This is a genomic window from Variovorax sp. J22G73, from assembly GCF_030317035.1.
GTDB lineage: Bacteria > Pseudomonadota > Gammaproteobacteria > Burkholderiales > Burkholderiaceae_C > Variovorax.
Genome location: NZ_JASZYK010000003.1, coordinates 747249 through 766200 on the forward strand (window position 1 = coordinate 747249; position 18952 = coordinate 766200).

The 18952-nt window shown below is 69.3% G+C and carries 13 protein-coding genes; 8 read left to right on the forward strand and 5 right to left on the reverse strand.

The window, feature by feature from the left end:
• Positions 1 to 9: 9 nt before the first annotated feature.
• A complete protein-coding gene (locus tag QTI51_RS15990) occupies positions 10 to 879 on the reverse strand; it encodes a transporter substrate-binding domain-containing protein (protein WP_286515051.1) in 870 nt (289 codons plus the stop codon).
• A 10-nt stretch (positions 880 to 889) separates the two neighbouring features.
• A complete protein-coding gene (locus tag QTI51_RS15995) occupies positions 890 to 1138 on the reverse strand; it encodes a hypothetical protein (protein WP_286515052.1) in 249 nt (82 codons plus the stop codon).
• Between the two features lie 221 nt (positions 1139 to 1359).
• Between QTI51_RS15995 and putA the strand changes: the two genes are divergently transcribed.
• The 6 genes from putA (at position 1360) to QTI51_RS16025 (ending at position 13501) form a co-directional block, all read left to right on the forward strand.
• Entirely contained in the window at positions 1360 to 5313 is a 3954-nt protein-coding gene (gene putA, locus QTI51_RS16000; protein ID WP_286515053.1) for a trifunctional transcriptional regulator/proline dehydrogenase/L-glutamate gamma-semialdehyde dehydrogenase, read from the forward strand.
• A gap of 66 nt (positions 5314 to 5379) precedes the next feature.
• Positions 5380 to 6195 (forward strand): pyrroline-5-carboxylate reductase family protein, encoded by an 816-nt coding sequence (locus QTI51_RS16005; RefSeq protein ID WP_286515054.1) that lies wholly within the window; start codon positions 5380 to 5382, stop codon positions 6193 to 6195.
• 57 nt (positions 6196 to 6252) lie between these two features.
• Positions 6253 to 7299 (forward strand): isopenicillin N synthase family dioxygenase, encoded by a 1047-nt coding sequence (locus QTI51_RS16010; RefSeq protein WP_286515056.1) that lies wholly within the window; start codon positions 6253 to 6255, stop codon positions 7297 to 7299.
• Positions 7300 to 7407: 108 nt separating this feature from the next.
• Entirely contained in the window at positions 7408 to 8211 is an 804-nt protein-coding gene (locus QTI51_RS16015) for a helix-turn-helix domain-containing protein (protein WP_286515057.1), read from the forward strand.
• A gap of 183 nt (positions 8212 to 8394) precedes the next feature.
• Positions 8395 to 10956 (forward strand): penicillin acylase family protein, encoded by a 2562-nt coding sequence (locus QTI51_RS16020; protein ID WP_286515058.1) that lies wholly within the window; start codon positions 8395 to 8397, stop codon positions 10954 to 10956.
• Between the two features lie 73 nt (positions 10957 to 11029).
• A complete protein-coding gene (locus QTI51_RS16025; protein WP_286515059.1) occupies positions 11030 to 13501 on the forward strand; it encodes a penicillin acylase family protein in 2472 nt (823 codons plus the stop codon).
• 46 nt (positions 13502 to 13547) lie between these two features.
• On the opposite strand, the gene QTI51_RS16030 is transcribed toward QTI51_RS16025, so the two are convergent.
• The 3 genes from QTI51_RS16030 to QTI51_RS16040 all read right to left on the reverse strand — a co-directional run bounded on the left by QTI51_RS16030 (position 13548) and on the right by QTI51_RS16040 (position 16828).
• Positions 13548 to 14816: a multidrug efflux MFS transporter gene (locus QTI51_RS16030; protein WP_286515060.1), complete on the reverse strand. Its 1269-nt coding sequence runs from the start codon at positions 14814 to 14816 to the stop codon at positions 13548 to 13550.
• 155 nt (positions 14817 to 14971) lie between these two features.
• Positions 14972 to 16180 (reverse strand): Fic family protein, encoded by a 1209-nt coding sequence (locus tag QTI51_RS16035; protein ID WP_286515061.1) that lies wholly within the window; start codon positions 16178 to 16180, stop codon positions 14972 to 14974.
• Positions 16181 to 16255: 75 nt separating this feature from the next.
• Positions 16256 to 16828 carry an MOSC domain-containing protein gene (locus QTI51_RS16040; RefSeq protein WP_286515062.1) on the reverse strand — a complete coding sequence of 191 codons (573 nt, stop codon included), beginning with the start codon at positions 16826 to 16828 and terminating at the stop codon, positions 16256 to 16258.
• Between the two features lie 111 nt (positions 16829 to 16939).
• Here QTI51_RS16040 and QTI51_RS16045 point away from each other — a divergent pair, with 111 nt between their 5' ends.
• Positions 16940 to 17896, forward strand: coding sequence for a GlxA family transcriptional regulator (locus tag QTI51_RS16045; RefSeq protein WP_286515063.1), 957 nt, complete (start codon positions 16940 to 16942; stop codon positions 17894 to 17896).
• Positions 17897 to 18022: 126 nt separating this feature from the next.
• The gene (locus QTI51_RS16050) at positions 18023 to 18847 is read left to right on the forward strand and encodes an SDR family NAD(P)-dependent oxidoreductase (protein WP_286515064.1); all 825 of its coding nucleotides are present in this window, start codon (positions 18023 to 18025) and stop codon (positions 18845 to 18847) included.
• The last annotated feature ends 105 nt before the right edge of the window (positions 18848 to 18952 follow it).

Below are 18952 nucleotides of genomic sequence, written 5' to 3' on the forward strand. Positions count from 1 at the left end.
CGGACGAGATCAGAACTGGATTTCGCTCGGGATCTCTTCCGGCTTGATGCTCAGCGCGGCGAAGCCCTTGAGCATCCACTCGCGCGTCTGGCCGCTGAAGCGGTTGCCGTCGGCCCACACGCTCAGGAAGTTCTTCCAGCGCGGATCGGTCTCGATGCGGATGCCCAGGTTGGTCGGCATGGTGAGCGTGGGCTTGGGGATCACCAGCGTGCCCAGCGTCGGGTTCTTCTTCATGGTGGAGATGGCCAGCACGGCCAGCACCACGGTGCAGTCGGCGCGGCCGGTGGCCACCGCCAGCACGGCCTCGTCGCGCGTCTTGAAGCCCAGGATGTTGGCCTTCGGGCAGTAGCGCCGCGCGATGGTCTCGTGGGTGGAGCCGATGTCCACCGCGATCTTCACGGCGGGCTTGTTCAGGTCTTCCCAGGTGGTGGTCTTGGCGAAGCCCTTGCGCGTGATGGCGGTGTACGAGTGCACCAGGATGGGCGTGGAGAAGTCGATGACCAGCGCGCGCTGCGGCGTGGGGCTCACGGCGAAGGCCAGGTCGACCTTGCCCGATTGCAGGTCCAGGATCTGGTTGCCCCAGCTCGACTCCACCGTCTCGACCTTGGCGCGCAGGGTGGTCGCGATGTCGGCGGCCATGTCCAGGCAGGCGCCGGTCCAGGCGTTGGAGACCAGGTCCTTGTGGAAGTAGGGCTCCTGGCCCGGAATGACGGCCACGCGCAGCACGCCGCTTTTCTGGACCTTGTCGAGCGTCGAGCCGCTGGACGGCGCGGTGGAAGCCGGCGCTGCCTGCGCGAACGCCTGGCCTGCGGTGGCGGCCGTGGCCGCGACGGCGGCGCCTGCCACTGCCAATTGATTGAATACGGCTCTGCGTTGCATGGGAACTCCTTCAGTGTTGAAAAGATGATTTTTCGGAAATCGCGCATTCAATTGAATTGAATTGAATGCGCAGCAGGACCCGTCCCGGCAATTGCCGGGAAGATATAGAAATTGGTGTTGAAAAAATGCGTTGAGCGCGAAATCGGCGCCCAGGGTGCGCTAATTTTTCTGCATGGAAGGCAATGAAAAGAATTGCACCTTTTTGGATCTTGGGTTGCACCTTTTTGGCGGCGCTGAACGGGCGGAATTGCCAGTGCAAGCGCCGTTTCCGCACCGCTGCGGTGCCTTGCGGACGGCAGGCTGTCGGGCTGGAGCGGATTCAGGTGTCATGAAATGCTGGGTCAGCAATAAGCAGGCCAGCAAGGTGCAACCCTTCTAAAATATACGTCGCAGGTTGCACCCTTCAATTGACGTGGTTGCACCTGCGTCTTTGTTGAACTAACATCCGCCCCAATTAAATTCCCAAGCCAAAGCAATTAGATGTCTTTGACCACACTCGGCGTCAAACTGGACGAAAGCGTCCGCGAACGCCTGAAGAAAGCGGCTGCCAAGGTCGACCGCACGCCGCATTGGCTGATCAAGCACGCGATCTATTCGCACCTTGAAATGCTGGAGCGCGGGCTCCCGCTGGCCGACGTGTTCGGCGACGGCTCGGGCGCCGCGAACGGGGCCGAAGCGACCAGCGCCGCCGCGTCCGCCGTGGCCGAGCGCGAGCACCAGCCCTTTCTCGACTTCGCGGAAAACGTGCTGCCGCAGAGCGTGCTGCGCGCGGCCATCACCGCGGCCTACCGCCGTCCCGAGGCCGAGCAGGTGTCCATGTTGCTGCCGCAGGCGCGCCTGCCCGGCGAGATGGCCGCGGCCACGCACCGGCTGGCCTGCAGCCTGTCGGAGAAGCTGCGCAACCACCAGGCGGCGGGCCGTGCCGGCGTGGTGCAGAACCTGCTGCAGGAGTTCGCGCTGTCCTCGCAGGAGGGCGTGGCGCTCATGTGCCTGGCCGAGGCGCTGCTGCGCATTCCCGACCGGGGCACGCGCGACGCGCTCATTCGCGACAAGATCAGCAACGGCAACTGGCAGCCGCACCTGGGCAAGAGCACCTCGCTGTTCGTCAACGCCGCCACCTGGGGGCTGATGCTCACGGGCAAGCTGGTGGCCACGCACAACGAGTCGGGCCTGAGCCATTCGCTGGGCCGCGTGCTCACGCGCGGCGGCGAGCCGGTGGTGCGCAAGGGCGTGGACATGGCGATGCGCCTGATGGGCGAGCAGTTCGTCACCGGGGAAACCATCGGCAAGGCGCTGGCCAACGCCGGCAAGCTGGAGGCCCGGGGCTTTCGCTATTCGTACGACATGCTCGGCGAGGCCGCGCTCACCGACGCCGACGCGCTGCGCTACATGGCCTCGTACGAGCAGGCGATCCACGCCATCGGCATGGCGGCCTCGGGCGCGGGCATCTACCGCGGGCCGGGCATCTCCATCAAGCTGTCGGCGCTGCACCCGCGCTACAGCCGCGCGCAGTACCCGCGCGTGATGGACGAGCTGTACCCGCGGCTGCTCTCGCTCACGCTGCTGGCGCGCAAGTACGACATCGGGCTGAACATCGACGCCGAGGAAGCCGACCGGCTCGAGCTTTCGCTCGACCTGCTGGAGCGCCTGTGCCACGAGAGCGCGCTGGCCGGCTGGAACGGCATCGGCTTCGTGATCCAGGCCTACCAGAAGCGCTGCGCCAGCACCATCGCGTGGCTGGTCGACCTGGCGCGGCGCAGCCGCCACCGGCTGATGATCCGGCTGGTGAAGGGCGCCTACTGGGACAGCGAGGTCAAGCGCGCGCAGGTCGACGGGCTGGAGGACTACCCCGTCTACACGCGCAAGGTGCACACCGACGTGTCCTACCTGGCCTGCGCGCGCCAGTTGCTGGCCGTGCCCGAGGCGGTGTACCCGCAGTTCGCCACGCACAACGCGCACACCATGGCGGCCATCTACCACCTGGCCGGGCAGAACTACTACGAGGGGCAGTACGAGTTCCAGTGCCTGCACGGCATGGGCGAGCCGCTGTACGACCAGGTCGTGGGCCCGGTCGCGGAGGGCAAGCTGGGGCGGCCCTGCCGCATCTACGCGCCGGTGGGCAGCCACCAGACGCTGCTGGCCTACCTGGTGCGCCGCCTGCTGGAAAACGGCGCCAACACCTCCTTCGTCAACCGCATCGCGGACAAGACGCTGTCGATCGAATCGCTGGTGGCCGACCCGGTGGCCGTGGTCGAGGCGCAGGGCCTGGCCGACGGCGTGACGGGGCTGCCGCACCCGCGCATCGCGCTGCCGCGCGCGCTGTACGCCGATCGCGCCAATGCGGCGGGGCTCGACCTGTCGAACGAACAGCGGCTGGGCTCGCTGGCCAGCGCGTTGCTGCAGGGGGCCGGCGAGAGCTGGTTCGCGCAGCCGCTGCTGGGGCAGCCGGCTGCCACGGGGGGCGGCGTGGGCTCGGGCTCGGGCGGACGCCAGGCGGTGCGCAACCCCGCGCGCCACGACGACATCGTCGGCCACGTGCAGGACGCCACCGCGCAAGACGTGCAGCTTGCGCTGCAGTCCGCGCAAGACGCCTTCCAGATCTGGCAGGCCACGCCCGCCGCGGAGCGCGCCGACATGCTCGAGCGCGCGGCCGACCTGCTCGAAGGCCGCATGCAGCCGCTGCTCGGGCTGCTGGTGCGCGAGTCGGGCAAGACGCTGGCCAACGCGATTTCAGAAGTGCGCGAGGCGGTCGACTTTCTTCACTACTACGCGGCCCGCGTGCGCCAGGGTTTCAGCAACGACACGCACCGCCCGCTGGGGCCGGTCGTGTGCATCAGCCCCTGGAACTTTCCGCTGGCCATCTTCACCGGGCAGGTGGCCGCGGCGCTGGCCGCCGGCAACACGGTGCTGGCCAAGCCCGCCGAGCAGACACCGTTGATCGCGGCGCAGGCGGTGAAGGTGCTGCACGACGCCGGCCTGCCGCCGGGCGTGCTGCAGCTGCTGCCCGGCACGGGCGAGACCGTGGGCGCCGCGCTGGTGGCCGATGCACGCGTGCAGGGCGTGATGTTCACCGGCTCGACGCAGGTCGCGCGCATCCTGCAGCGCGTGATTGCCGGGCGCCTCGATGCGCAGGGCCGCCCGATTCCGCTGGTTGCCGAGACCGGTGGCCAGAACGCGATGATCGTGGACTCTTCGGCGTTGGTGGAGCAGGTGGTGACCGACGTCATCGCCTCGGCCTTCGACAGCGCGGGGCAACGCTGCTCGGCGCTGCGCATCCTGTGCGTGCAGGAAGACATCGCCGAACGAACCATCGAGATGCTTCAAGGCGCCATGGCCGAATGCACGCTGGGCAACCCCGAGCACCTGTGCGTGGACATCGGCCCCGTCATCGACCTGGAGGCCAAGCAGGCGCTGGAGCGCCACATCGAGGCCATGCGCGCCAAGGGCCGCAGGGTGTTCCAGGTGGCGCGCGCACACGGCGGCGACACGCTGGCCGGCACCTTCGTGACGCCCACGCTCATCGAGATCGCGCAGATCGACGAGCTCGACCGCGAGGTCTTCGGGCCGGTGCTGCATGTGCTGCGCTATGCGCGCACCGAACTGGATGCGCTGCTCGACCAGATCAACGCGACCGGCTACGGCCTCACGCTGGGCGTGCATTCGCGCATCGACGAGACCATCCAGAAGATCGTGTCGCGCGTGAAGGTGGGCAACCTGTACGTCAACCGCAACATGGTCGGCGCGGTGGTCGGCGTGCAGCCGTTCGGCGGCGAAGGGCTCTCCGGCACCGGCCCCAAGGCGGGCGGGCCGCTGTACCTGAACCGGCTGCTGTCGAGCGCGCCGGCCTGCGGCGCGCAACGCGACGGCCCGCTTTCAATGTCGGCGCCGCTCGCCGCGCTCAGGCAGTGGTGCGACACCGCCACGCCGCCGCGCCCCGAGCTCGCCGCCTTGTGCGAGCGCTACGCGGGCGAGTCGCGCAGCGGCACCGAGCTGCTGCTCGACGGGCCCACCGGTGAACGCAATGCCTACCGTCTGTCGGCGCGCGAAGCGGTGCTGTGCCTGGCCGCCAGCGAGGCCGACCTGCTGTGCCAGCTCGCGGCGGTGCTGAGCGTGGGGGCGCGCGCCGCATGGCCCCATGCCGAGGCGCCGCGCGCGCTGGCCGCGCGCCTGCCGGCGGAGGTGCGCGCCGCCTTGGAGTGGGTGGGCGACTGGTCGCACGAAGGCGCCTTTACCGCGGTGATCCATCACGGTGACTCCGACCAGCTGCGCGGCATCAGCGAGCAGCTGGCGCTGCGCCCCGGCCCCATCGTCGGCCTGCAGGGCCTGGCGCCCGGCGACACCGGCATCGTGCTGGAGCGGCTGCTGATCGAGCGCAGCCTGAGCGTCAACACGGCGGCGGCCGGCGGCAACGCCAGCCTGATGAGCGTCGGTTGATAAGCACCGGATGAACGACGCACCGCGTTTTCTCCAAAGCAGATTTTTTCAAAGCAAAGGTTTCGAATGAAGGTCTTGTTCCTGGGCTACGGCCACATGGGTGGCGCACTGGGCGAAGCATGGAAGGCGAGCGGGCTGGCCAGCAATGTGCTGGCGGTGGACCCTGTCGCCACGCCTGAGCAGGCGGCCCACGCCGGCCGTCATGCGAGCGTGGACGCGCTGGTGGCAGCCGGTGCGGGCGAGGGCATCGAGCTGGTGGTGCTGGCCGTCAAGCCGGCGAAGGCCGTCGAGGCCTTGCGCGCGTTGCCGGCCTCGCTGATGCGCGGCGCGGCGGTGGTGTCCATCGCGGCCGGCGTGCCCGTGGCGTCGCTGGTGGCCGCGTTGCCGGCGGGCACGCCGGTCGTGCGCGCCATGCCCAACACGCCGGTCATCCTGCGTGCGGGCTGCACCGGCCTGTTCGCGGGGACCGCGGCGGGCGCATCGAACGCGGCACTGCGCGAGCGCATCGCGGCGCTGTTCGCGGCCGTGGGCTCGGCCCACTGGGTCGAGCAGGAGCCCCTGCTAGACGCCGTCACCGCGCTCAGCGGCAGCGGCCCGGCCTACTACCACCTGTTCAGCGAGGCACTGGCCGCGGCCGGCGTTGCGCTGGGCCTGGCGCCGGCCCTTGCGCGGCAGCTCGCGGCCGACACCGCCTGGGGCGCCGCCGCGCAGCAACATGCGCCCGGTGCCGACTTCGTCTCGCTGCGCCAGGCAGTGACCTCGCCGAACGGCACCACGGCCGCGGCCATTGGCGTGTTCGAGCACGACGGCGCGCTGCGCCAACTGGTCGAGCGCGCCGCGCTTGCCGCACGGCAACGCGCCGTGGAGCTGTCCGCGAGCTGAACGCGTTCTCCAGCAACCCTCTTTTTACGTTTCCGATTTCGTTGAACAGGAACTCACATGTCCAGCACCACGCCTTCCACCAACCTCCCGGCCAACCCAGTCACCCCGGCCACTGAAAGCAAGACCTACTTCGAGGCCAAAAAGGTCGACGAAGACTACATCCCCGTCATCGACATCTCCGGGTTGGTCGCCGACGCGCCCGGCGCCGTGGAAGACGTCGCCAGGCGCGTCATGGACGCGTCGCAGCGCATCGGTTTCTTCTACATCAAGGGCCATGGCATTCCGCAGGAGGTGATCGACGGCGCCGGCCAGGCCATGCGCGACTACTTCGCGCTGCCGCCCGAAGTGAAGGGCCTGCACCCGGTCAACACCAGCCAGCGCGGCTGGATGGCCTCGGGCATCGCGCGGCTCGAAGGCTCGAAGACGCACGACCTGAAGGAGATCTTCTTCTGGGGCCCCGAGCAATGGGCCGCGCACCTGGTCGCGCAGAAGGGCGCCGACTCGCTCATCGCGGACAACGTCTGGCCCGACGCCGAGTTTCCCGCGCTGCGCCAGGACCTGCTGCCCTACTACGACGCCGTGTGCCGCATCGGCCACCGCCTGCTGTCGGCCATTGCGCTGGGCCTGGGGCTGGACCGCTCGTTCTTCGCCTCGCGCTACTCCAGCCCGATGGCGCGCGGCCAGCTCGTGTACTACCCGGTGTCGACCGCCAAGGACGAAAGCGAAGAGCGCTTCGGCTCCGCGCCGCACACCGACTTCGGCGTGCTCACGCTGCTGCTGCAGGATTCGAACGGCGGCCTGCAGGTGCGCAACCGCGAGGGCGAATGGGTGGCGGCGCAACCCATTCCGGGCACGCTGGTGTGCAACATCGGCGACCTGCTGCACCGCTGGTCGAACGAAACGCTCAGCTCCAACCTGCACCGCGTGATCAACCGCTCGGGCAACGAGCGGCACTCCATCGCGATCTTCTTCGACCCCAACCCCGACGCCGTGATCGACCCGACCGACCTGGGCTTTCCCGAGGGCGCGCAGAAGTACCCGGCCATCACCGCGTCGGGCTACATCCACGGCAAGAACAAGAAGAACTTCTCGCAGTACAAGTAGCGCGCCGAGGGCCGGGCCACCGCGGCACGGCCCGCCGCACGACAGCCTGCCGCGCTCCCGACTTCGTGGAGAATCCGCCGCTGGAGACAAAACCAGAAGCGAAACGGCATGGCAACGCACAACTTCCTGCACCTGTGGGACGACCGGTTCCTGTACATCACGCCGGCCATCCAGTCGGGCCTGACGGCCCGTTCGTCGGCCACGCTGCTGGCCTCGGTCAGCGGTCATCCCTTCACGCTCGAGGCGGCCGACGGTACGCGCGTGCAGTGCACCGCCGCGCTGGTGGCGCCGCATGTGTCGCGCCGGCTCGACGTCGACGGCTGCGGGCTGCTCTCGCTGAACCTCGACCCCGCCTCCATCGCGTACCGCATGCTCGCCAAGCGAATGGGCGGCCACGGCATACAGCCTGTGGACGCGCGCCGCTTCGGCCGGCTGCGCGACGACTTCGAACCCGCGCAGCGCGGCGCGCTGCCCGACGACCGGCTGCAGCTGCTCAGCGCCAAGCTGGTCGAGGCCATCACCGAGTACCCCGAGGTCGCGGCGCCCATCGACCCGCGCATTGACCGCGTGCTTCAGTCCATTCGCGCGCACGCGGGGCAGATCGCGCTGCGCGAACTCGCGGCCGTGGCCTGCCTGTCGCCCGACCGGCTGACGCATCTGTTCGCCGAGCAGGTGGGCGTTTCGGTGAAGCGCTACGCGCTGTGGACCAAGGTGCGCCGCACGGTGCAGCAGTTCACCGGGCACCGCTCGCTGACCGACGTGGCGTTGGTCAGCGGCTTCACCGACGCGGCGCACATGAGCCGCACCTTCCAGCGCTACTTCGGCCTGGCGCCGTCGTTCCTGGCGAACCAGGTGAGCGTGACGGCCGATGCGCAGGCCTCGCACGCGTGGGGCCAGCACGGGCTGCATTGACGTTGCCACGGCCTTTGCATGGCCACCACACGGGCATCACCGGCCATCGGACGGCCATCGCGCACTCGTGACGCATCAGCACCAACCCTAGGCATCGCAGCGGCTGCGTACAAGCCGCGCGCATCCACGCTCCCTAAGCTCCAACGTGCTCCGCCAAGAGAGCATCAACTGGAGACTTCATTCATGAGACAGACCTTCCGTCGCGGCCTGGTGCCGCTGTCGTTGCTCGCGCTCGCCGCGGCCGCCACGTTGACCGCCTGCGGGGGCGGAGGGGGAGGCGGCAACGGCTTCTCGTTCCTGCCGCTTCCGAACACGCCGGCCACGCCCACCAACCCGCCGCCCGAAGGCACCTACAAGGCCGAGATCCGCCGCACCACCATGGGCGTGCCGCACATCCTGGCCGACAACTGGCCCGGCGCGGGCTACGGCTACGGCTACGCGCAGGCCGAGGACGACCTGTGCACCATGGCCGACTCCTTCCTCACCTACCGGGGCGAGCGCTCGCAGTACTTCGGCGCCGACGCCAAGCTGCTGGCCAGCAGCACCATCGGCCTGCCGAAGAACATCGACTCCGACTTCTTCCACCGCCACGTCATCTCGGCCGACGTGCTGAAGAAGATGATCGACGCGCAGCCCGACAACCTGAAGCAGCTGGTCGAAGGTTTCACCGCGGGCTACAACCGCTACGTGCGCGACGTGAAGGCCGGTGGCACCAGGAATGCGGCGTGCCGCGACGAGGCCTGGGTGAAGCCCATCACCAGCGACGACATCTACCGGCGCATGTACGCGGCCAACCTGGCCGGCGGCTACAGCAACTTCCTCGCGCAGATCGCGAATGCGACGGCGCCTGCGGCGGCGGTGGTCGCCAAGGTCTCGACCCGGCAGCTCGACCGGCAACTCGACCGGCAGCGCAGGCAGGCCGCGGTGCAGCTCGCCACGATGAACGTGAAGGAGCCCGAGCTGCAGGTGGGCGGCCATGAGGGCGTGGGCAGCAACATGATCGGCTTCGGCACCGCGGCCACCGGCGACGCGAGCCCGCTGCTGTTCGGCAACCCGCACTGGTACTGGCGCGGGCCCGACCGCTTCTACCAGGCGCAGCTCACCATTCCGGGCCAGCTCAACATCAGCGGCACCTCGTTCCTGGGCATTCCGGTGATCCTCATCGGCTTCAACGACAACGTGGCCTGGAGCCACACGGTGTCGACCGCGCGGCGCTTCGGCTTCTTCCAGCTGAAGCTGGCCTCGGGCGACCCGACCAGCTACATGCGCGACGGCGCCGCCGTGAAGATGCAGGCCACCGACATCACCGTGAAGGTGAAGGCCACCGACGGCAGCATGACGCAGGTCACGCGCACGCTCTACAAGAGCGAGTACGGCCCGATGGTCAACCTGGCGCCGCTGAACAGCGGGCTCGCGTGGAGCCAGTCCATGGCCTTCGCGATCCGCGACATCAACGGCGAGAACTACCGCACCTTCCGCAACTGGCTGCGCTGGAACCAGGCGAAATCGCTGGACGAGTTCATCGCCATCCAGCGCGAGGAAACGGCCATTCCGTGGGTCAACACCGTGGCCGTGGGCCGTGGCGGCGCCAAGGCCTGGTACGCCGACATCGGCGCCGTGCCCAACGTGACGCCGGCCCAGGTCACCGACTGCACCACGGCCGTGGGTGCCACGATGCAGCCGACGCTGCCGCGCGTGCCCATCTTCGACGGCTCGCGCAGCGCCTGCGACTGGCAGACCGACGCCGACTCCGCGCAGAAGGGCGCCATCGGCGCCTCGCGCATGCCCAACCTGCAGCGCGACGACTACGTCGCCAACATGAACGACAGCTACTGGCTGGCCAACCCCAAGGCCCCGATGACCGGCTACCCGGACATCATGGGTCCGGCGGGCACCGAGGCCGTGAGCTTCCGCACCCGCATGGGCAACGTGCTGGCGCAGGCGCGCATCGACGGCAGCGACAGCTACGGCGCCAAGGGCGCGACCCCCGGCTCCGTCAAGCAGATGGTGCTGAACAGCCGCTCGCTGACGGCCGAACTGTTCCGGACGCAGGCCTTGCCCATCGTGTGCGCCACGCCCACGATCAACATCGCCACCGACCCGCTGACCAGCGAAGCCATCGGCCCGAGCGTGGACGTGTCGGCGGCCTGCGCCGCGCTCCAGGCCTGGGAAGGCACCGGCGTGAGCGGCGCCAAGGGCGCGCATGTGTGGGACGAGTTCTGGAACCGCGCCTCGCAGATTCCGGCGGCCACGCTCTACAACGTGCCCTTCGACGCGGCCGACCCGATCCACACGCCGCGCGACCTGAAGAGCAGCGCCGGCACGCTGCTGCAGCAGGCCTTCGGCGCCGCGGTGGCCCGCGTACAGGCCAGCGGCTACGCGGTGGATGCGGCACGCGGCGACTACCTGTTCGCCACGCGCGGCGGCAAGAAGATTCCGCTGTACGGCGGCTGTGGCGGCCCGGGGTACTTCACCATCGCATGCTCTGAAAACCGCTTGGACAAGGGCGGCTACACCATGGACGGCAACCCCAACGGCAACAGCTACATGCAGGTGGTGCGCTTCCCCGAAGGCGGGGTGGAGGCCCATACCTTCCTGACCTTCTCGCTGTCGGACGACCCGGCCTCCGCGCACAACGGCGACTACACGCGCGCCTACAGCGCCGGCCAGTGGCTGCGCATGCCGTTCTCCGAAGCGGAGATCAAGGCCAACGCCGACTTCCGCACCGCCGTCATCAGCGAGTAAGCACAGGTTCGGGCGCGCGCCCGCCGGCGTGCGCGCGCCCCTGAACAAAAGCGCGGCCAAAACGTCATCAGGCATGCGCGCCAATTTTTCACGCGGCCTCCGGCCGCTTTTTTTCGTGCCGGTTGCCCTGGCCCTGCTGTCCCTCCTGTCCCTCCCGGCCTGCGCCGGCACCTCCGAGTACCCGGCACCTGAACCCCGGGCAGTCTCCAAACCCACCTACCAGGCCGAGATCCGCCGCACCGCCATGGGCGTGCCGCACATCAAGGCCGACGACTGGGCCGGCGCGGGCTACGGCTACGCCTACGCGCAGGCGCAGGACGACCTGTGCACGCTGGCCGAAGGCTTCGTCACCTTCCGCGGCGAGCGCTCGCATTTCTTCGGCGCCGAGGCGCAGATACCGGCCAACAGCACCATCGGCCGGCCGAAGAACATCGACGCCGACTTCTTCCACAAGCACGTGCTGGCCGACGACGCGGTCGACGCCATGGCGCGCGCGCAGCCCGAGAGCATCCAGCGGCTGGTCGAAGGCTTTGCCGCGGGTTACAACCGGTACTTGCGCGATCTTCGCGACCTCGAAAGCGAAGCCGCCGCGCACGCCGCCTGCCGCGACGCGCCCTGGCTGCGGCCCGTGACCGCGCAGGACATCTACCGCCGCATGTACGCCACCAACCTGGCGGCGGGCTACAGCAACTTCGTGGCGAACATCGCCACCGCCGTGCCACCGGGCGCGCAGCTGTCGTCGCGCGACGCGGCGCCGTCCGTACCTCAGCGCTTCGCGATGGAGGTCGGCGGCAAGGCCGGCGTGGGCAGCAATGTCATCGGCTTCGGCACCGCGGCCACCGGCGACGAAAGCCCGCTGCTGTTCGGCAACCCGCACTGGTACTGGCGCGGGCCGGACCGCTTCTACCAGGCGCAGATCACCATTCCCGGGCAGCTCGACGTGAGCGGCACGTCGTTCCTGGGCGTGCCGGTGATCCTCATCGGCTTCAACCAGAACGTGGCCTGGAGCCACACGGTGTCGGCGGCGCGGCGCTTCGGCCTGTACCAGTTGAAGCTGGTGCCCGGCGACGCCACCAGCTACCTGCGCGACGGCCAGCCCGTGAAGATGCAGCCGCGCACCCTCACCGTGAACGTGAAGCAGCCTTCGGGCGAGGTGGTGCCGGTGACGCGCACGCTGTACACCTCGGCCTACGGCCCGCTGGTGAACCTGGGCGCCATCGATCCGGCGCTGGGCTGGAGCGCGAACACGGCCTTTGCCATTCGCGACATCAACGCCGACAACTACCGCACCTTTCGCACCTGGCTGCGCTGGGGGCAGGCCCGGTCGCTCGGCGAGCTGGTCGCGGCGCAACGCGAAGAGGCGTCCATTCCGTGGGTCAACACCGTGGCGGTGGGCCGCGGCAGCGCCCAGGCCTGGTATGCCGATATCGGCGCGGTGCCCAATGTGTCGAGCGCGCAGGTCAAGGACTGCACCACGCCGGCCGGCCAGGCCCTGGGTGCCGCGATGCCGCGCGTGCCGGTGTTCGACGGCTCGCGCAGCGCCTGCGACTGGCAGACCGACGCCGACTCGGTGCAGAAGGGCGCCGTCGGCCCCTCGCGCATGCCCAGCCTGCTGCGCGACGACTACGTCGCCAACATGAACGACAGCCACTGGCTGGCCAACCCGAAGGCGCCGCTCACGGGCTACCCGGCCCTCTTCGGCCCGACCGGCGAGGAGCCGCAGACCTATCGCACGCGGCTGGGGCACCTCATTGCCCAGGGCGTCGGAAACCATGCCACGGTCGACACCGTGAAGCGCGTCGCCCTGAACAGCCGCGCCTACACGGCCGAGCTGTTCAAGGCCCGCGCGCTGGCGCTGGTGTGCGGCGCGAGGCGCATCGCCGTGAAGGCCGACCCGCAGACGCAGCAGGTGTTCTCGCCGCCGCGCAGCGTGGCCACCGGCCCCGCCTGCGCGGTGCTGAAGGCATGGAACGACACCGGCGTGGCCACGGCGCGCGGCGCGCACGTGTGGGACGAGTTCTGGGCGCGCGCCGAGCTGCTGCCGGCGTCGCGCCTGTACGCCGTGCCCTTCAGCGCGAGCGACCCCATCGGCACGCCGCGCGGCCTGCAGGCCTCGGCCGCGGCGCAGTTGCGCCAGGCCTTCGGTGCGGCCGTGCTCCGCGTGCAGGCCAGCGGCTACGCGCTGGACGCTGCGCGCGGCGACACGCTGTTCGTGACGCGCGACGGCCGGAAGATTCCGCTGTCGGGCGGCTGCGACGACAAGGGCTACTTCACCATCCTGTGTTCGGACAACCGGCTCGACCAGGGCGGCTACAGCATGGACGGCAACCCCAACGGCAACAGCTACATGCAGGTCGTGCGCTTCCCGCAAGGCGGCGTGGAGGCGCACACCTTGCTCAGCTTCTCGCTCTCGGACGACCCCGCGTCGCCGCACCACGCCGACTACACGCGTGCCTACAGCGCCGGGCAATGGCTGCGCGTGCCGTTCTCCGAGGCCGAGATCAAGGCCGACGCGGCCTACCGCAGCGTGACGATCCGGGAGTAGCAGGCAAGGTGCGCCGGGGCCGCCGCGCGCAACACGCGCCGCCCGGCTAGGGCTGGCGCCGCTTGGCCAGCCAGTTCCACCCGGCGCCCGCGGCCATCAGCACGCAGGTGCCCAGGAACACCGCGCGCATGCCGATGTGCCCGCCCACGAAGCCGCCCAGCAGCGGGCCCGCCACCTGGCCGGTGTACTGCGCCGAGGTCGAGTAGCCCAGCATGTTGCCGGCCACGCGCTCGGGCACGTTGTGGCGGATCACGCTGGCAATGCAGGGCAGCAGCCCGCCCAGCGACAGCCCCATCAGAAAGCGCAGCAACACCAGCTGCCAGCCCGAGGTGACGAAGGCCTGCGGCACCAGCAGCAGCGCCGACACCGCCAGGCAGCCGACGATCACGTTCCAGTGCCCCACGCGGTCGGCCAGCTTGCCCAGCCGCGAGGCCGAGAGGATGCTGCCCAGCGCGGCGGCCGACATCACCAGGCCGGCCATCATCGTCACGCGGTTCGGGTCGTCGACCAGCGTGGCCACATACACGGTGATGATGGGCTCGATCGACATGTTCGCCAGCATCAGCAGCATGCCGGTGAAGAGCATGGCCACCAGCGGGCGCTTGTCGGGCACGGCGGCCCAGCCGGCCTCGGGCGTGCCGCTCTGCTTTTTCTCGGTGGGCGTGCGCTTCTGCTCGCGAATGAGGAAGGCCGTGGCCAGGAAGGCCACGAAGATCATCGCGCCCGCGGCGAAGAAGGTCGCGCGAATGCCGATGAGCGGCGGCAGCATGCCCCCCACCAGCGGCCCCACCAGGTTGCCTGCCATGATGGCCGACGACATGGTGCCCAGCGCCCAGCCGGTGCGGTCCTTGGGCGTCTGCGTGGCCACCAGCACCATCGAGCCCGAGGCGTAGCCGCCCAGCAGCCCGGCCAGCAGCCGCAGCCCGACCAGCTGCCACACGTTGCCCGCCAGGCCGATCAGCGCCATCGCCACCGACATGCCCAGGCTCGCGCGAATGAGCATCGGCTTGCGCCCGTAGCGGTCGGCCAGCCGGCCCCACAGCGGCGCCACCAGCGCGGCGCTGAGAAATGTCGCGCCATAGGCCGCGCCCGACCACTGCACGATGGCGGCGTGGTCCTTCACGCCCAGTTGCTCCACGTACAGCGGCAGGAAGGGCAGCAGCAGCGTCATCGCGATGATGGTGGTGAACGAGCCGAACATGCACACGGCGAGGTTGCGCTGCCAGTGCATGTGGGCCTGGGCCTGGGCGGGAGGTTGGGGGCTCGCCGCGGTGTCGGGCGCGGGGGCGGTCGTTGTTGTCGTCGGGTGCGTCATGGGGAGCGGCCATTGTGTGACGCGGCGGGCGAATTGGCGCCTGCCGAATGGCGGCGGGAGGCATCGCGAGGGGCGGGGGCAGGGGGCGGCGGGCCAGGAGCAGGGGGACTCAAAATCCCCTGCGGCCTTGTCGCCCGACGAGTTCGCCGCGCGGCTCAGTCCAGCACCGCGGTGGACGCCTCGGGATACAGGTTGGGCAGCAGGATGTTCAGCGAGGCGAGCGGAAAGCCGATGCTCAGGTTGCCGCGGTGCCCGTCGCTCTTCAGGAGCCCGTCGCTGACGAAGCGCGAGATCACCTTGCGCGCGGTGCGTTCTTCCAGGCCGGTCATGCGCGCGAAGTCGCTGCGCGACACGGCACCGCCGCACGCGACGTTCTGCAGGGCGAGGACGGCCTCTTCGCGGTACTCCGCAATGCCGTCGACCGTGCCGCGCACCATGACATAGGCGCGAATGCGCTCCTTGAGCTTGGCGAGGTCCAGCATCGATGCCATGAAATCCACCTGGTCTTCGCACAGTGCCAGGAAGTAGCTGCACCAGTCCCAGAGCATCTGCTCGTTGAGGTTGCCGCGGCCGTCGAGGTCGCCCTGGCGGCTGCTGTCCGCCGCGTCCAGCATCTGGTAGTAGCGCTCTCGGTGGCGCGCAAGGCCGCGGTTGACGGACCAGAGGCCGCCGTTGAGCGGGAACAGCGCGCAGTGGGTCTGCAGCCGCACGGCGCGGCCGTTGCCGTCTTCGAAGGGGTGGGTCCATGCCATTCGGTGATGGGCCGCGGCAATTGTGTAGACCACCGCGTCCATGCCCTTCAGGCGTCCATAGACTTCATCCATCCGGCCGAGAAACCGGGGGACCGACGCCCAGGCCGGCGGTTGATGCCGCCCCACGGCAACGTCATGACGGCGAAGCTCGCCTGGAACGATGACGCGGCCATCGTTGGTGGTGCGGTCTTGCGCGGACAGCCTGCGGTACAGGCTCTCGTGCGCCTTCTGCAGAAAGCCGCTGTTCAACGCGGCGGCCTCGGTCGTGACCAGGGTCTCCAGCTCTTGCTCGGCCTCGATGTGGGCCAGGGCAACGCGCTGGCCCTTGGCCACGTCCGGCCTGTCTGAGAAATCGCTTCTCAGCGCGCGCTCGATGTTGGCGGGGTGCGTGCCTTGGCCTTCGATGCGGTTCGAGTAGTAGCTGTTCATCGACCGCACGATCTCGCGCAGCGCGGTGCGCGCCTCGGGGCTTGCCGAAGCTTTCAGTTCCGACGACTTTTCGAAGATCCGGCGCGTGGTTTCGCCCAGTTCGCCAAGCTTGCGGGTCGGAAGCAACGGCTCGAACTGATGAGGCTGGTCGTAGACGGAAACGGGCGTTGAAGGTGCGGACATGTTGCCGGTTGATTTTCCGCTAAAAAGTTGTATTTAAGCGTTATATATCAATAACTTGCAAAATTCCAATGCCGCTCAAGTTGCCGGTTGAATTTCCGGTTCTTTTGCCGGTTCTTTTGCCGGTTGAATCCCCACATGCCCCACCCCGCAACTCACCACATCCCCCACCCGCACCACCCCGCCGCGCAGCACCCGCGCCGTCACCCCGCCGTGCCCGCGCAGCGCGTTGTAGCCACCGGGCCCGAGCGCTTCTTCCATGCGCGAGCACGGCTCGCACGGCCCGCTGATTTCCAGCAGCACTTCTGCTCCGATGCCCAGCACCAGCGGCTGGTCGCGAAACAGCGCGCGGGCGGCGAGCAGGTTCAGCCCCGACACCACGAAGTTGCGGCGCAGCACCTCGGCGGCCACGGCGTCCAGCGCGCAGAGCGAGGCGATCACCGGCAGGTGCTCGGCCTGCACCAGCGTGACCTGTCGCTTGCCGCCCGGCTTCGCGGCCTTGCTGCTGCGGTCGCCCTGCAGGCCGCGGCCTTCGAGCACCACCGCCTCCTCGACGGACTGCACGGGTGCTCGGCGCGCGGGCCGCAGAAGAATGGCGTCGAGGCGGCCGGGGCGGGGAAACTGGCGGGTCAATTCGCGGAGGTCGGGCATGCGGCCATTGTGCGCAAGCCGCGGCGCATGGCCCCGCGGCAGCCCCGGTCGGGCGAGAAGGTTTAGGCTGTCGTCCCGAATGACCACTAACCCTCTTTTCAGGACATCGCCATGAAGCGCATCGGCTTGATCGTCTTTCCCGGTTTCCAGGTGCTCGAGCTGGCGGTCATCGCCGCCTTCGAGCTTGCCAACATCCACGCCGGCAAGCCGGTCTACAAGGTCGAGCTGCTGTCGGAAGAAGGTGGCCTGGTGCGCAGCTCTTCGGGCGTGAGCGCCGACACCCGGCGCTTCGGCACGGCCCGGTTCGACACGCTGCTGATGACCGGCGCGCTCACGCTCCTGCCCACCTCCGAGAAGATGCGCCGCTACCTGCGCGCCAGCCTGCGCAACGCGCGCCGCGTGGCCAGCATCTGCACCGGCGCCTTCGGGCTGGCCGACGCGGGGCTGCTCGACGGGCGCCGCGCGACCACGCACTGGGCCTTTGCGCAGGAGCTGCAGCAGCGCCACCCGGCCGTCAAGGTGCAGCCCGACCGCATCTTCATCAACGACGGGCCGGTGTGGACCTCGGCCGGCATGACGGCGGGCATCGACCTGGTGCTGGCGCTGGTGGAAGAAGACATGGGCGTGGAGACGGCGCGCTACGTGGCGCGCAAGCTGGTCGTGTACCACCGGCGCGCGGGCGGGCAGTCGCAGTACTCCACGCTGCTGGAGCTGGAGCCGCGCTCCAACCGCATCCAGCAGGCCCTGCTGCACGCGCGCGCCAACCTGCGCGATGCGCTGTCGGTCGAAGAGCTGGCCGAGGTCGCGCACCTGAGCCCGCGCCAGTTCAGCCGCGCCTTCAAGGCCGACACGGGGCAGTCGCCCGCGCAGGCGGTGGAAAACCTGCGCGTGGAAGCGGCGCGCGCGCTGATCGACGAGGGCAACCTGGCGCTGGGCGTGGTGGCGCAAGAAACAGGCTTCGGCGACCCCGAGCGCATGCGCCGTGCCTTCCTGCGCACGATGGGCCAGCCGCCGCAGAGCGTGCGGCGCACGGCGCGGCAGCAGGCGGGCGCGCTCGCGACCGCCTGAAAGCCCGAGGTCGCCCGTTCACGCCGGATGTCCTGAAAAGTGGCTTATATGACATTTACGCCATGGCCTGCGCGCAGCAAACTTCCCCTACCGCCACACAACGACGTGGCATTCAAAGGAAGTTCCATGACTGCAAACATAAGCGCAAAGACACAGGGCACCGCCCTCATCACCGGCGCATCCTCCGGCATCGGCGCCGTGTACGCCGACCGGCTGGCACGCCGCGGTTTCGACCTGATCCTGGTGGCGCGCAACCGCGAACGCCTGGCCGCGCTGGCGGACCGCCTGGGCGGCGAGACCGGGCGCAAGGTCGAGGTGCTGCCGGCCGACCTCACCGACAAGGCCGACATCGCGCGCGTGGAGGCCGTGCTGCGCTCCCGCGGCGACATCACGATGCTGGTGAACAACGCCGGCGTGGGCGCCACTGCGCCGCTGCTGGCATCGGACATCGACAAGATGGAAGCCATGATCTCGCTCAACGTGAGCGTGCTCACGCGGCTCACCTACGCCGCCGTGCCGGGCTTCGTGGCGCGCGGCGCGGGCACGCTGGTGAACATTGCGTCCATCGTGGCGATCTCGCCGGAAACGCTCAACGGCGTGTACGGCGGCAGCAAGGCCTTCGTGCTGGCGCTGAGCCAGTCGCTGCAGCACGAGCTGGCGGGCAAGGGCGTGCGGGTGCAGGCGGTGTTGCCGGGCGCCACCGCCACCGAGTTCTGGGACATTGCCGGCCTGCCGGTGCACAACCTGCCGGGCGAGTGGGTGATGACGGCCGAGGACATGGTCGACGCATCGCTCGCCGGGCTCGACCAGGGCGAGCAGGTGACCATTCCGGCGCTGCCCAGCCAGGACGAATGGAACGCCTTCGAGGCGGCGCGCCGCGCGATGTCGACCCGGCTGTCGAACGCGGCGCCTGCCGCGCGCTACAAGGTGGGCGCCAGCGTCTCAGGGTAAGCCTGTCCCCATCGCGGCAGACAGACGCCGCGGCGCTCGCTGCTTACGCTCCCGTCAGACACTTGCCCGGCAACGGGCCCCCCTGACACCCCTGACCTGGGAGCG

Excerpts from the sequence above, each read along its gene's own strand:
- QTI51_RS16035 (WP_286515061.1), bottom strand. The coding sequence starts at position 16,180 with ATGTCCGCACCTTCAACGCCCGTTTCCGTCTACGACCAGCCTCATCAG.
- putA (WP_286515053.1), top strand. The coding sequence starts at position 1,360 with ATGTCTTTGACCACACTCGGCGTCAAACTGGACGAAAGCGTCCGCGAA.
- QTI51_RS16025 (WP_286515059.1), top strand. The coding sequence starts at position 11,030 with ATGCGCGCCAATTTTTCACGCGGCCTCCGGCCGCTTTTTTTCGTGCCG.
- QTI51_RS16030 (WP_286515060.1), bottom strand. The coding sequence starts at position 14,816 with ATGACGCACCCGACGACAACAACGACCGCCCCCGCGCCCGACACCGCG.
- QTI51_RS16050 (WP_286515064.1), top strand. The coding sequence starts at position 18,023 with ATGACTGCAAACATAAGCGCAAAGACACAGGGCACCGCCCTCATCACC.
- QTI51_RS16040 (WP_286515062.1), bottom strand. The coding sequence starts at position 16,828 with ATGCCCGACCTCCGCGAATTGACCCGCCAGTTTCCCCGCCCCGGCCGC.
- QTI51_RS16015 (WP_286515057.1), top strand. The coding sequence starts at position 7,408 with ATGGCAACGCACAACTTCCTGCACCTGTGGGACGACCGGTTCCTGTAC.
- QTI51_RS16005 (WP_286515054.1), top strand. The coding sequence starts at position 5,380 with ATGAAGGTCTTGTTCCTGGGCTACGGCCACATGGGTGGCGCACTGGGC.
- QTI51_RS15990 (WP_286515051.1), bottom strand. The coding sequence starts at position 879 with ATGCAACGCAGAGCCGTATTCAATCAATTGGCAGTGGCAGGCGCCGCC.
- QTI51_RS16045 (WP_286515063.1), top strand. The coding sequence starts at position 16,940 with ATGAAGCGCATCGGCTTGATCGTCTTTCCCGGTTTCCAGGTGCTCGAG.
- QTI51_RS16020 (WP_286515058.1), top strand. The coding sequence starts at position 8,395 with ATGAGACAGACCTTCCGTCGCGGCCTGGTGCCGCTGTCGTTGCTCGCG.
- QTI51_RS16010 (WP_286515056.1), top strand. The coding sequence starts at position 6,253 with ATGTCCAGCACCACGCCTTCCACCAACCTCCCGGCCAACCCAGTCACC.